General features: G+C 51.4%; 12 protein-coding genes. 5 read left to right on the top strand and 7 right to left on the bottom strand.

Features of this window, described 5'->3' with window-relative positions; translation table 11 throughout:
- Nucleotides 1-42 precede the first annotated feature (42 nt).
- From WH46_RS17235 to WH46_RS17205, 7 genes are read right to left on the bottom strand one after another with little or no spacing between them, the layout of a single operon-like run.
- Nucleotides 43-1539: a phytoene desaturase family protein gene (locus WH46_RS17235; protein ID WP_046227653.1), complete on the bottom strand. Its 1497-nt coding sequence runs from the start codon at nucleotides 1537-1539 to the stop codon at nucleotides 43-45.
- Complete coding sequence (locus WH46_RS17230) at nucleotides 1536-2843, bottom strand: glycosyltransferase family 2 protein (RefSeq protein WP_082208441.1); 1308 nt, start codon at nucleotides 2841-2843, stop codon at nucleotides 1536-1538. Before WH46_RS17230 ends, WH46_RS17235 begins: the two co-directional genes overlap by 4 nt.
- Nucleotides 2803-3537 (bottom strand): lysophospholipid acyltransferase family protein, encoded by a 735-nt coding sequence (locus WH46_RS17225; protein ID WP_046227651.1) that lies wholly within the window; start codon nucleotides 3535-3537, stop codon nucleotides 2803-2805. Before WH46_RS17225 ends, WH46_RS17230 begins: the two co-directional genes overlap by 41 nt.
- A complete protein-coding gene (locus WH46_RS17220) occupies nucleotides 3521-4315 on the bottom strand; it encodes a carotenoid biosynthesis protein (protein ID WP_046227650.1) in 795 nt (264 codons plus the stop codon). Before WH46_RS17220 ends, WH46_RS17225 begins: the two co-directional genes overlap by 17 nt.
- A complete protein-coding gene (locus WH46_RS17215; protein WP_082208440.1) occupies nucleotides 4315-5196 on the bottom strand; it encodes a phytoene/squalene synthase family protein in 882 nt (293 codons plus the stop codon). Before WH46_RS17215 ends, WH46_RS17220 begins: the two co-directional genes overlap by 1 nt.
- Complete coding sequence (locus tag WH46_RS17210) at nucleotides 5193-6668, bottom strand: phytoene desaturase family protein (protein ID WP_046227649.1); 1476 nt, start codon at nucleotides 6666-6668, stop codon at nucleotides 5193-5195. Before WH46_RS17210 ends, WH46_RS17215 begins: the two co-directional genes overlap by 4 nt.
- Nucleotides 6665-8215: a phytoene desaturase family protein gene (locus tag WH46_RS17205; protein ID WP_046227648.1), complete on the bottom strand. Its 1551-nt coding sequence runs from the start codon at nucleotides 8213-8215 to the stop codon at nucleotides 6665-6667. Before WH46_RS17205 ends, WH46_RS17210 begins: the two co-directional genes overlap by 4 nt.
- Nucleotides 8216-8482: 267 nt before the next feature.
- On the opposite strand from WH46_RS17205, the gene WH46_RS17200 reads away from it, so the two are divergent.
- The 5 genes from WH46_RS17200 (at nucleotide 8483) to WH46_RS17180 (ending at nucleotide 12547) form a co-directional block, all read left to right on the top strand.
- On the top strand, nucleotides 8483-10048 hold the full coding sequence (locus WH46_RS17200) for a phospholipase D family protein (RefSeq protein ID WP_046227647.1): 1566 nt from the start codon (nucleotides 8483-8485) through the stop codon (nucleotides 10046-10048).
- A gap of 186 nt (nucleotides 10049-10234) precedes the next feature.
- Nucleotides 10235-10825 (top strand): TetR/AcrR family transcriptional regulator, encoded by a 591-nt coding sequence (locus tag WH46_RS17195; RefSeq protein WP_046227646.1) that lies wholly within the window; start codon nucleotides 10235-10237, stop codon nucleotides 10823-10825.
- A gap of 60 nt (nucleotides 10826-10885) precedes the next feature.
- Nucleotides 10886-11236, top strand: a complete 351-nt coding sequence (locus WH46_RS17190; protein WP_046227645.1) for a DMT family transporter — start codon at nucleotides 10886-10888, stop codon at nucleotides 11234-11236.
- On the top strand, nucleotides 11236-11550 hold the full coding sequence (locus tag WH46_RS17185) for a DMT family transporter (protein ID WP_046227644.1): 315 nt from the start codon (nucleotides 11236-11238) through the stop codon (nucleotides 11548-11550). The genes WH46_RS17190 and WH46_RS17185 overlap by 1 nt, the downstream gene beginning before the upstream one ends.
- A gap of 49 nt (nucleotides 11551-11599) precedes the next feature.
- A complete protein-coding gene (locus WH46_RS17180; RefSeq protein WP_046227643.1) occupies nucleotides 11600-12547 on the top strand; it encodes a 1-phosphofructokinase family hexose kinase in 948 nt (315 codons plus the stop codon).
- The last annotated feature ends 2 nt before the right edge of the window (nucleotides 12548-12549 follow it).

Below are 12549 nucleotides of genomic sequence, written 5' to 3'. Positions count from 1 at the left end.
CAGCCCCAGCCTGTCGTCTCTCCCCAATTAATAACTCATCGGCTATAACATATCTGCAATATGCCGTCCTACAAGCTGCCCGGATAATGTTACTATTGGTGTGCCTCCGCCAGGATGCGTGGTACCGCCTACGTACCATAATCCCTGCACATCCGGGCTTCGGTTACCCGGTCGGAAAAAGGTCTGTCGCGGACCATTGGAGGATATACCGTATATCGCACCACGATGGGCGTAAGTATCCCGCTGGATATCCTCGGGCGTATAATGTTCCCAGACGGGTCCCTGGCGAATTCCCTTTAACCCGTAGCCTTCGAGCATACTGCCGATCTGCTGACCATACTGCTGACTCTGCTCCTGCCAGTTCCACTCCTTCGATACATAGGGCGCGTTTGCCAGAATGAACAAATTGCTGCCTCCCTTGGGCGCAAGCTCCGGCTCGGAGTAGCCCGAATGGCAAATATAGAGCGTAGGCTGCCGGGGCGGCTGCTTTTGTCCAAAAATCGATTGAAATTCCGGTTCATACTGCTCGGGGAAAAACACGGTATGATGCAGCAACTGATCATACTGCTGCTGTACGCCTGCCAGTGTCACAAATCCCGACAGGGAAGGCTCATACGCATCAATCCGCCGATTCCCAAGAGAAGGACGCTGCTGTTCAGACAGCAGCATCTGGCTGGCACTGAGCACATCTCCATTTACAATCACCAGCGGTGCCTGCCAGGTACCGTGGTTCGTGTCTACTCCGGTTACCCGGCCGGAAGCCGTAATGATGCGATTGACCGCTGTACCGGTAACGATCTGTACGCCAAGCTCCAACGCCAGCTTCTCCATCCCGCGGATAATCTGGTGGGTTCCTCCGCGTACCCCATATACTCCCTGATTCGCTTCTACATGAGCGAGCATCGCAAAAATAGAAGGTGCCTGATACGGCGAAGCCCCTACATATGTCGCATATCGTCCCAGCAGCAGCAGCGTATTAGGATGACGAAAATACTTGCGCAGCAGGGTTTGCAAGGTGGTAAGCGGACGAACACGCAGCAGACTTTTGCCCATGGAAGGCTTGATCTTGTCTTTCCATGACAGCAGCAGCGTATTCAAAAACTGTGCATCCGCTTCTCTATACAGCGCTTCGGATTCCTGCAGAAAACGTGGATAGTTCATCGCATCTTCCGGACTGTAGGCAGCAATCTGCTGGGCGGTATAAGATGCATCCCGGCTCAGATCAACTATAGAACCATCTGCAAAAATATTGCGTGTACGCGGCTCCAGTTCATACAGCTCTACATAATCTTCCATCGATCGTCCCGCATATTCGAACACACTGCGAAATACATGCGGCATCGTAATCGTGCTCGGCCCGCGGTCAAAATGATATCCTGACCGCTCTACCGGCTGCAGCTTGCCGCCTACGACAGACTGCTTCTCCAGTATCGTTACTTCATACCCTCTGGCTGCCAGTGTAATCGCACATGACAATCCGCCAAAACCGGCGCCGATAATAATTATTTTGCGGCTGCCAGAATGTGAATTACTATTCATCCGTACGTCCTGCCTTTCCAGCTGTAACCTTTGCCTCTGATCCCGGCAAGCCATGAATCCAGCAAAATAAGGATCATACAGAGCGCACTGACTGGCAGCAGCACTCCCATCCAGAATGGCTTGCCGCTGTGATGATCAATGATTCCTTTGCTCAGCATACCGATAATGATAGCTGCAGCCGACCAACCGATCACATCCGGCTGTATCGTAACCAGACCATAGACCAGCATGATGACCGGCCAGAGAAACAGCAATGTATACAGCACCGTAATGCACAGTACAAGCAGCGGATTGCGGCCGGTACCGGCAAACATGTTCTTTTTGTAGCCTTCCCATACCTGGGCGGCATTGCGATACATCCGCGCCGATGTATGACGCTGCACATCAGCCAGTGTCACCGGATCACCGGCTTTTTTGACAGCTTTGGCCAATTCCATGTCTTCAACAATATGATTGAAAATATGCTTGTGACCCCCGCAGCGTATATAGCTGTTCCGGTGAATCATCATCCAGGCTCCGGTTACCGCCAGATAAAAAGGACGGGGGCTGCGCCGCACCATCATGATCGGCAGATGATACCCTATAACAAAAGCCATCATGGGCACAACCAGACGCTCCAGCCAGGTACCTGTCTCCATTCGCGGAAAGCCGCTAATCATACCGGTCTGCTGGGAGCGTGCAGTAATCATTGCCGCCTCCAGCGCTTCCGGTCCCAGCCTTACGTCCGCATCGACAAACAGCCACCATTCTCCCTGCGCCTTCTGAGACAGCTGGTGACAGGCATAAGACTTGCCCATCCACCCTTTCGGCAACGGCTGTCCTTCGTACAGCTGCACACGGGAATCCTGCTCTATCACATGGCGCACTTCTTCAGCGGTTCCATCCTCGGAATGATCGTTGATCACGAGCACTTCCAGTTCGATGCTATCCGTCCGGCACGCCAGCACCGATTCCAGGCATTCACGGATATTAACCTCTTCGTTGCGCACAGGTATGAGTACAGACAGCATCGGCTTTTCTTCGGACGAAGAGTTAATGCTCTTCGCGGAAGAAGTTGCCGCACGAGAAGAATCTGTAACGGTATCGCTGTATGTATGAGTGTGAGCGATATTACTGTTCTGCTGGCTGCAATCATACTGCTGTTCCCATCCGTATGAATGCAATTCGTTGCCCAGTTTCGGCATCTGCCGAAGATTCCAGATGGTGAACAGCAGCTGTATTATCAGCCAGAGCGTTATTGCCTGCAGCATAAGCTCCATAGGTTCACCTTTTCCTGATTCTGCGATAGTGGTCGTACTTGTCATCCGTAGAGCTTCTGCGCCGGATCAGATCTCTGGCTCCAGGCAGTTCTCCATCGTTCGTCAGCGATACGGCACGCTGCTGATCCAGCTGGCTGGTAATTAATTCCTCCAGCTGGCTGGCACAGGCGCGGGCAGATAGTCTGCTCCAGTCCTGGTAGACAGGAGCACCGATATGTAGCGAAGCCTGCAGCCGGGCATGCTGGTACAACCCGTAATATAATGTCACCGGAATCACCGGCACGGAACCAGCAGTCTGCCGCAGCAGAAGTCCAATTCCCGGCCGAAAAGTCAGCGGCCGCTCTTCCAGATGACGTATTTCTCCCTGCGGAAACATCCATACCCGTTTGCCCTGATTCAAGAGTTCTGCGGCATAACGCAGGGACAACCGAATATCACCCGGACTGCTTTTATCAATAGAAAAAGCACCCAGCTTGCCAAAAAAAGTATATCGTCTCAGCTGACGCTCCTCCATCATGACATAATGATCACCTGCCGACGCATGGCGAAATGCATGATAGATCAGCAGTCCATCCCACCAGGAGCTATGATTCATAATGTATACGGCCGGCTGATTCGCAGCTATACTGTCCAGCTCTCCGGATAGGGTAAAGGAATGAAAATTCCGGCGCAGCAGATACCATTCGTTATACCGGATAAAAATCCGGTCAAACCAGGGCGATTTATGAGCGGGTATCATATCGGTAGCTCCCTTCTGCGAGCAGAATCCCAAGAACAGCCGCCAACATGGAGCCTTCGATGCCTGCTTTCCAGGCGAGCAAACCAAACAGCAGCAGCATGCCCTGGTACAGGAATGTCGCATGCCGATGTACCTTGCGAGTGATAAATAAGTTTGGCAGTGTCAATGAAAGCACCCCTCCCACTACAAACCACGCGACAAAATTGCTCCATGGCACTCCGTAAAATCCACCTGTTCCGCCCCAGTGCCAGAATCCGCGCGCATGGGCAACCGGGTCCAGCACCAGATCCAGAATAATAATCCAGACGCCGATTTTCACTGCACGCAGCAGACGTACAGACCAGGTACGTACTGCAGCAGGTGCCTGTCCCTCTCTCTCGATCCGTGCGCTGCTAAGCAATGCACCGCCTGCTACTACACCAATCCAGGCAAAACCCAGAGTCCATGGCACTCCGAAAATCAGACTGCCGAGTAGCGGCGTATATTCGTACTCTCCAAATGGCCAGCCGGTATGTACACCGATCCATTCCAGAGACATACCCCCCAGCCAAATCAGAAGAGCCAGCAGCAGCAGACGCAGCCATTTTTTATGTACGCTGCCACTGACTGACTGGTCGGACAGTTGCCAATAGACCTCTTGGCGCTTCATCAGATACAGAGCATACAGCGCATAAAACACCAAAAAGAGTCCATTGGAAAAGTCCAGCGCCTTGGGTACATCAATCGTTAACAGCAGGGTAGCGCCGATCGCATACCAGATCCAGAATAGCCAGCCCATCAGGAGACGGCAGGCCGTTCCAGCATTTCCAGATCGACGCCATGCCGTATAGCCACCTGGATCAGCAGCTCACGCTTGCGTGTGTCATCCACATAGGCACGCCGGGAAAACACATCATATTCATTCTCGACAATCACATCCATAATACCTGCATAGAATGTCGCTGCCAGTTCTACAGTAAATGCGCTTCGTTCTGGATAGGCTTGCAAATCGCCAAGACCTGTCGCAAACCACTGTTCCGCCAGCAGACGCAGCTCATCCATCAGGGCACGAAAACGATCATCGATCACACCGTTCTCCAGCTCCTCTTCGGTATATCCATGCTTGCTCAGCAGCTCCAGCGGTATATAACGGCGACCTCTGCGGCCGTCTTCGCCAATATCACGCATAATATTTACTATCTGCATCGCTTTACCCAGCGCAATGCCGGAATGACGAATCTCTTCGCTGTGCTCTCCCTTTAGTACAGGCAGCAGCATCTCGCCCACCGTACCCGCTACCAGATAACAATAATGTTCCAGCTCGCGCATCGTGGAATATCGTGTAAACGTCAGATCATACGTCTGCCCATCCATCTGCCGCTGAAACGGTGCCCGTGACAAAGACGGAAATGCCTCAAACAGCCAGCGTAAAGAAGGCCAAATAAAGTGTCCTTCCGCCTGTTCCAGATTGGCAAACAGGGATTGCAGCTCCTGAATCGTATAAAGGGATTGTTCCGGTTCATCCACACTGTCATCAATCATCCGGCAAAAGGCATAGATGACATGAACCGCTTCCTTCTGGGGACTGGTAAGCCAGCTAAAAGCGTAATAAAACGACGACGAGCCATGACGGATCATTTCCTCGCAGCTCTGCAGATCTGCTTCACTTGCATATTTCAAATTCCCAACTCCTTTACAATTTGCTGTACAGCCATTCTTGCGCCCTGCATCACAATCGGTACACCGCCGCCAGGATGCACAGAAGCTCCGGCTGCATATAATCGGCGTATTCCGGGAAACGGCCGTGGCTGAGGACGATATACTCCGGACTGTCGAAGAATCGGTGCAATACCAAAACTTCCGCCTCCATATAATCCGCTGCGCAGTGCATCGGCAGGTGTGCGTACCCTCATCCATTTAAGGGAATCGCGCAGTCCGGTAAATCCTCTCTCTTCAGCAGAATCGAGCACTTGCTGAACAAGCCGGTCGGTATCCTTTTCCCAATCAATCCCCGCTTCATCCGTCACCGGTATCAAAAAGTACAATACACTCTCACCTGCAGGAGCCGCCTCGCTATCCAGTGCTACCGGATTGAATACATAAAAGGACGGATCACGCGGCAGCTGGCGCTTCCGGAATGTCTCACGCAGACTGTTGTTCAGACTATCCGGCAGGAAAAATTGATGTGTCAGCATCTCCGACCATTGACGCTGTACACCTGCATAGATCAGCACACATCCGGTCGACGGCTGATAAGGTGTACGCCGCGGCTTGATGGGCGGCTCACTATTAGATAGCAGCGAATTAATATAAGGGAAGTCTCCATTATACAACACGGCATCAAATGCCTGCTTCTCTCCACTGGCCTGTACACCCAGACAGACACCATGGCGCACTTCGATTTCGTCTACCGGGCAATTCAGGTGGACCGTTACACCACGCTCTGCCAACTCTTCACCGAGAATCTGCGGCAGTCTGCCATATCCACCCTTCAGCATCCAGACGCCAAAAGCATGTTCCGCATAAGGCAGCATCGTATACAAACCCGGCGTCTTCTCGGGAATCCCGCCAATATACAGACTCTGTAGGGAATACGCTTCACGCAGCTGTTGGTGCCGAAAATACATACCGGCTGCACTGCTCAGATTGCGATAAGCGCGCAGACTGCGCATCAGCGACAGATTGCTTCCGCTAAAAAATTGCTGCCAGGCTGGAAAGTCCCTTTCCAAAAAAGAAGCCTGTCCACGCGGGAAAAGGGGACTCATTTCACGGATAAACCGCTCAAAATTCTTGCCTTCTCCGGGAAATACCCGCTCTACTTCCTCTGCCTGACGTTCCGGCTGACGATGCTTGGCCAACACTTTGCCATCCGGATAATGAATCCGGTACAGCGGGTCACATTCGATTAGCGGTAACCGTTCGCGGCTGATGCCTGCTTCTTCCAGAATGCTGTATAGCATCTCCGGCAGCAGTACAATCGTCGGTCCCTGATCGATACGCTGATCACCCTCTTCTTCAAAGGCAATTCGTCCGCCGAGTCGATCGCTTCGCTCAAATATCGTTACATCCGCATCGCGGTGGCTGAGTAACAGCGCTGCTGTCAATCCGCCGATACCACCACCGACGATGGCGATTTTCTTGCGGCGGCTCATGAATGTTCCGCCCCGGCCAGTACCGATCCGGCATCCATTTTGGTAGAACGTGTAACCCCATCCTGCTTGAAGATCAGCGATGTGCTGATTCGCGCCGATTCAAAAATCGTCGGCAGTCCACTGCCCGGATGTGTGCCTCCGCCAACCAGCCATACACCATCCACTTCTTCAAACTGGTTATGCGGACGGAAAGCCATCATTTGTCCCAGATTATGAGTCAGGTTAAAAGTAGCCCCCTGATACACATCCAGCTGCTGCTCCCAATCCAGCGGAGTGAAGAAACTCATCTCCTCGATCCGGTCGCGCAGTCCCTGCAGCTGCGGAATCTGTTCGGCACGGTTCAGCATCTGTTCCTTAACCTGCTCACGCTTCGCTTCCCAGTCGGTCTCGCCGGTCAGATTCGGAGTAGGCATCAGAATGTATAATGCCGACTTGCCTGCCGGAGCGAGTGTATCATCCAGTACCGAAGGATTGTGTACATAGATCGATGGATCTTCGGATAACGTTTTGAACTTGGTGATCTCGTCGACATTTTTATGATAATCGGCAGAGAAATGTACAGAATGGTGTTCCAGATCCACTGCACCATCAATACCCAGATAGAGCATGGCAGCCGAACAGGAATATTTTTTCTGTGCGAGCTGCTCAGGTGCATATTTACGCAGTACACCGGGTTCGAACAGCTGATTCATCGCTGTAGCAAAATCGGCATTGATCACTACATGATCGGCATTCACCTGCTCTCCATTATCCAGCACTACTCCGGTAGCCTTGCGTCCCTGTGTAATCACACGCTGTACCCCTCTGGAAGTATGTACGCGTCCACCATGTTCGGAGATTACCTTTGCCATCGCTTCAAATACGGAGTTCAAACCGCCTTTGGGATGAAAAAGACCATAGCGATGCTCCAGATAAGACAGAATGGTAAATGTACCCGGACATTCCCATGCGGACATTCCCAGATATTTGGATTGGAAGGTAAATGCCTGCTTGAGCCGCTCATCCTTGAAATAGCGGGATAGACGTCCATAGACCGTGTCATTCAAATGCAGCTTGGGCAGCGCACGAATCACATCTGCACGCATATAATCAGCCAAACCGGCAAAAGGACGGCGCAGCAAAGGCATCACTTTATCCAGTTTCACATCTTCTTCTTCCAGATAGCGGTAATATCCCTGCTCATCACCGGGGAACAGACGGGCAATCTGTGCTGCCGTGTCCTCACGATCCCGGGAAGGCTTGAATACCATATCGCCAAAATGCAGGCTATATAGCGGTGTCAGTTCCTGCATATCTACATAGCTATCCAACGAACGGCCGGACATCTCAAATAATTCTTCGATCAGATGAGGCATCATCAAAAATGTAGCCCCGCGGTCAAACTGGTATTCCCCCAGGTGCAACCGTGAAGAGCGCCCGCCTACAACAGGCTGCTTCTCATACACGTCTACCTCATACCCGTGACTGGCCAGCAGCATACCTGCTGCGAGTCCTCCGGGACCTGCTCCGACAATAACTGCTTTGCGGGTAGATTGAACTGCTTTCATTACATCCCCTTTTTCCTCTGTGATAGCGTTATTCAGGTATTACGTGTAACAACAATAGATACCTATTACCTATATATAAACGTGCGATACCCCCTTTGCAACCATACGTCACAGATTTTACAAAATTAAATTTTATTCTTTTTAATCACCTGTTGATTTGCATATATTTACCATGCGTCAAAAAGCATGTTTTGTTGTTATATGGATACATACGTGACATGATTCATTTTTCGACCGTTTTCTATCTTGAAAGGAGCTTCAATGCGCATGAAAGCATTTTCCAAACATACTCCGCCTATCCACGCTTCGGGACGAGGCAAACAGCGATCCAGCTGGCGTGTCATCTCCCTGCGTTCCTTGCTGGGATTGCTAATTCTCTGGCTGATCGTAGTCATGATCTACCAGACCCACAAACCTCTTCCCCCAGGTGTATCCTATGAAAGCCCGCTTTATAATGTGGATCATGTGAATTTCTACTATGATCTGACCTATGCTGCCCCTGGTACCAAAAACAGCTTTACCCAGAAAAGGCAAATCTACGACCGTATCGTCAAAATGATCGGTGAAGCCAAAAACTACATCGTAATCGATATGTTTCTGTTCAACAATTACGTACATAAAGGGCAACAGTATCCCCAGATCAGCGAACAGCTCACCAACAAGCTGATTCAGCGCAAGCAGCAGGTACCCGATCTGCAAATTGTATTTATTACGGACGAAGTGAATACGGATTATAACTCCAGCCCCAATCCACTATTGGAAAAAATGAAGAAAAACGGCATCGATGTCATTATGACCGATGTGGACCCGCTGCGTGATTCCACGCCAGTTTACTCGGCGGTATGGCGCACCTTTTTCCAGTGGTTTGGTCAGGAAGGCAATGGTCATATTCCCAATGCGATGGCAACGTCCGGTCCTGATGTGACGTTCCGTTCGTATCTCAAATTGATGAACGTCAAAGCCAATCACCGCAAAGCGGTTATTACCGAGAACAGTGCACTTGTCTCCACCGGTAATATTCATGATGCGAGTGCATATCATTCCAATGTTGCCTTTGAAGTACAGGGTCCGATTACAGCCGATCTGCTGCGGGCAGAGCAGGCAGTCATCGATCTGTCGGGCAGCAATGTAAAATTGCCGGAATATGAAGATAAGGCGCAGCCAGCTACTGCCAGTAGCAATGCCGCCAGCAATACCGGACCGGATGCCTCTACATCCGCTACAACCGACAAAGGAGATATTCAGCTCCGCTATATTACCGAGGGCAAAGTTTATGATCGCCTGCTGGAAGCGATTCAGACTACCCGTGAAGGAGATACCCTGTGGATGGGCATGTTCTATCTGGCAGACAAGCAGGTAACGAGCGAACTAGTGAACGCCTCCAAACGAGGCGTGAAGATCCAGTTGGTACTCGATCCGAACCAGAATGCTTTTGGCCAGGATAAAATCGGTATTCCCAATCGCCCGGTCGCTGCCGAACTTAACAGCGAGACCGGTGGCAAAATCGGCGTCCGCTGGTACAATACGACCGAAGAGCAATATCATACCAAGCTGATGTATATCGACAGCGGTTCAGGCAATGATCTGATTATCGGCGGATCATCCAATTTCACCCCACGTAATCTCAAGGATTATAATCTGGAAAATGATCTGTGGATCTCTGCTCCGGGTGATAATGCACTGATGAAAGAAGTAAATGACTACTTTACCATGCTTTGGACCAATAAAGGAGAACAATATACCCTGCCGCTGAGTGCCTATCAGGAAGATAGCACCTGGATCAAGGATATCGCCTACCGGCTGCAGCTGATTCTGGGCTTCACCACTTTCTGATAATGTTTATTATTTCAACTTATGTACAGGGTCATAGATAATTGTAGACACTGTATGGTCTATTTATTTCCGGCTTCACTATAACTACTGAACACGCCTGTTCCTATTGAGGAGCAGGCGTGTTTGACATCTCAGTCATATTGTGGCAGAATACGTTAGACTAACGACCGTTAGGAAGGTGATCGAATGAGTGTAAAGGCACAGCTGCTGCATATTGGACTGTCCCATTTTGCCCAAGATGGTTATGAAGGAGCTTCGCTCTCCAAACTGGCGGCAGAAGCCGGTATCAAGAAGCCCTCCATCTATGCGCATTTCAAAAGTAAGGAAGATCTGTTTCTCCAAGTACTAAATAGGGCGGCGAGAGCACTCAAGCATCAGATTATGCGCTATATGATCGCCCATCGTGATCAGCCGCCGGAGCAAAGGCTGCGCGATACGATTTCTTTTCTACAGGAGTTGTATAACAGCGATGATACGATAAAATTCGTTGTTCGCATGGCTTACTTTTCTCCCGAGAATCTGCGGGAAGCTGTGACTCCGCTGATCTACAACCTGCTCGATGTACTGGAAGCCCGGCTGACGCGGCTAATCGAGCGCAGTATCGAACAGAATGAAATGTCGCTGTGCATCTCTGCAGAGACAGCAGCGCAGGCCTATATGACCTGTGCGGACGGTATCATTATCGAGATGCTGTACGGACAGTCCCATCGCTCGGTGCAGCGGCTGAATTCTACATGGCCGATATACTGGCGCGGGATTCAGGCTGCAGTACAATAACAGGCTGGACTATTATTCAAGACACACTGGATGTGCAATATAAAGGGGATGAGAAACACCATGAATCGCAACTGGTTATATGTATTTATTGGCGGATTGATTGAAGTGGTATGGGTATCCGGTCTCAAGCATGCCGAGACGGCGGGCGAGTGGGCACTTACAGCAGCAGGAATCGCAATTAGTTTTTATCTGATTATCAAAGCTTCCAACCGGCTACCGGTCGGTACAGTCTATGCAGTATTTACCGGTATCGGCACCGGAGGAACAGTAGCCGCCGAGATGCTGATCTTCGGGGAACCGTTCCAGTGGATCAAGCTGCTGCTGATTCTGCTGCTAATGGCAGGCGTGATCGGACTGAAGCTGGTTACCGATAACGAAGGCAAGACTCCGGCAAAGGTAGGTGAAGCGTAATGTACTGGTTGACACTTGTTATTGCAGGAGGATTCGAAGTCGTCGGTGTTATTACAATGAACCGGCTGGTACGCCAGAAATCCGTATTGAATGTACTTATGATGATACTGGCATTTGCAGGCAGCTTTTCTTGTCTGACCTATGCCATGAACGGGATCGCCATGGGTACTGCTTATGCCGTATGGACAGGCATTGGTACGGTCGGGGGAGCAATTGTCGGCATGCTTATGTATAATGAAGCCAAAAGCGGCTGGCGCATTCTGTTTATCGCGATGATCATCACCTCGGCTGTAGGGCTGAAGCTGATCTCCTGAGCAGACACTGCGAGCGGTCTGCGAATTTCCGGTAAAAGGCGGTGGCTTTATGATTACGACTGTAACTCTTAATGCAGCACTGGATATCATTTACCAGATCCCTTCTTTGCAAATGAACCACGTACACCGCGTACCGGGACTGACACTGCCGGGAGGCAAAGGCGTCAATGCCGCCCGGGTCATTCGCCAGCTCGGAGAGCCGGTAACTGCGGCCGGTTTCACTGCCGGTTACAATGGGCAGAAAATGCAGCATCTGCTGGCAAGAGCACAGGTGGACTGCCAGTTCACCGAAGCCGATGGCGAGACAAGGCTGGCCATTACGATTCTGGAACAGCAGCAGCAGACACAGACCGAGCTGATCGAGCCCGGTCCGCTGGTAACTTCCGTACAGATCGAGCAGCTGTCACGTACGCTCGAGACACTGGCCTCCCAATCGGACTGGGTACTGTTCTCCGGCAGTCTCCCGCAGGGATGTCCGGAGGATCTGTATGCCCGGCTGATCGGTATTGCCCGTGACTCCGGAGCACGTACCGCTCTCGACAGCAGCGGTGCAGCTCTGCACCATGGTATTGCAGCAGCACCCGATCTGATCAAGCCTAATGCTCAGGAAGCTTGCGACTGGGCGGGTATTGTCACAGGCGGACTGCCTCCTTCGCCAGAACAGCTACGGCAGGCGTTAACCGCGATGCTGGATCAAGGCAGCTCGATGGCGACGATCTCTCTGGGAGCAGATGGCGCTGTGGCTGCCGAACGGGAAAGCGGTCGTTTTTACCGCATTCGGGTTCCAGAATTGCAGATTATCAGTGCACTGGGCAGCGGAGATGCCATGGCTGCCGGAATGGTGACTGCTGCCAGCCGCGGCGGTTCCTTTGTCGATATGCTGCGTCTTGGTTCTTCCTGCGGCAGTGCTTGCGCTCTGCAGCCTGCTGCCGGCATGATTGATCTGGATGATGTGCAGCACATCGGCACACAGATACAAATAACCCCTGAAGCCTGAGG

Origin of the sequence: Paenibacillus dauci, assembly GCF_000971985.1 — a bacterium.
Taxonomy (GTDB): Bacteria; Bacillota; Bacilli; order Paenibacillales; family Paenibacillaceae; genus Saccharibacillus; species Saccharibacillus dauci.
This window is presented reverse-complemented; position numbering and strand designations above follow the sequence as displayed.

Bases quoted from the DNA above. Each gene is read 5' to 3' on its own strand.
- WH46_RS17220 (WP_046227650.1), bottom strand. From the start codon at position 4,315: ATGGGCTGGCTATTCTGGATCTGGTATGCGATCGGCGCTACCCTGCTG.
- WH46_RS17205 (WP_046227648.1), bottom strand. From the start codon at position 8,215: ATGAAAGCAGTTCAATCTACCCGCAAAGCAGTTATTGTCGGAGCAGGT.
- WH46_RS17210 (WP_046227649.1), bottom strand. From the start codon at position 6,668: ATGAGCCGCCGCAAGAAAATCGCCATCGTCGGTGGTGGTATCGGCGGA.
- WH46_RS17180 (WP_046227643.1), top strand. From the start codon at position 11,600: ATGATTACGACTGTAACTCTTAATGCAGCACTGGATATCATTTACCAG.
- WH46_RS17190 (WP_046227645.1), top strand. From the start codon at position 10,886: ATGAATCGCAACTGGTTATATGTATTTATTGGCGGATTGATTGAAGTG.
- WH46_RS17200 (WP_046227647.1), top strand. From the start codon at position 8,483: ATGAAAGCATTTTCCAAACATACTCCGCCTATCCACGCTTCGGGACGA.
- WH46_RS17235 (WP_046227653.1), bottom strand. From the start codon at position 1,539: ATGAATAGTAATTCACATTCTGGCAGCCGCAAAATAATTATTATCGGC.
- WH46_RS17225 (WP_046227651.1), bottom strand. From the start codon at position 3,537: ATGATACCCGCTCATAAATCGCCCTGGTTTGACCGGATTTTTATCCGG.
- WH46_RS17185 (WP_046227644.1), top strand. From the start codon at position 11,236: ATGTACTGGTTGACACTTGTTATTGCAGGAGGATTCGAAGTCGTCGGT.
- WH46_RS17230 (WP_082208441.1), bottom strand. From the start codon at position 2,843: ATGACAAGTACGACCACTATCGCAGAATCAGGAAAAGGTGAACCTATG.
- WH46_RS17195 (WP_046227646.1), top strand. From the start codon at position 10,235: ATGAGTGTAAAGGCACAGCTGCTGCATATTGGACTGTCCCATTTTGCC.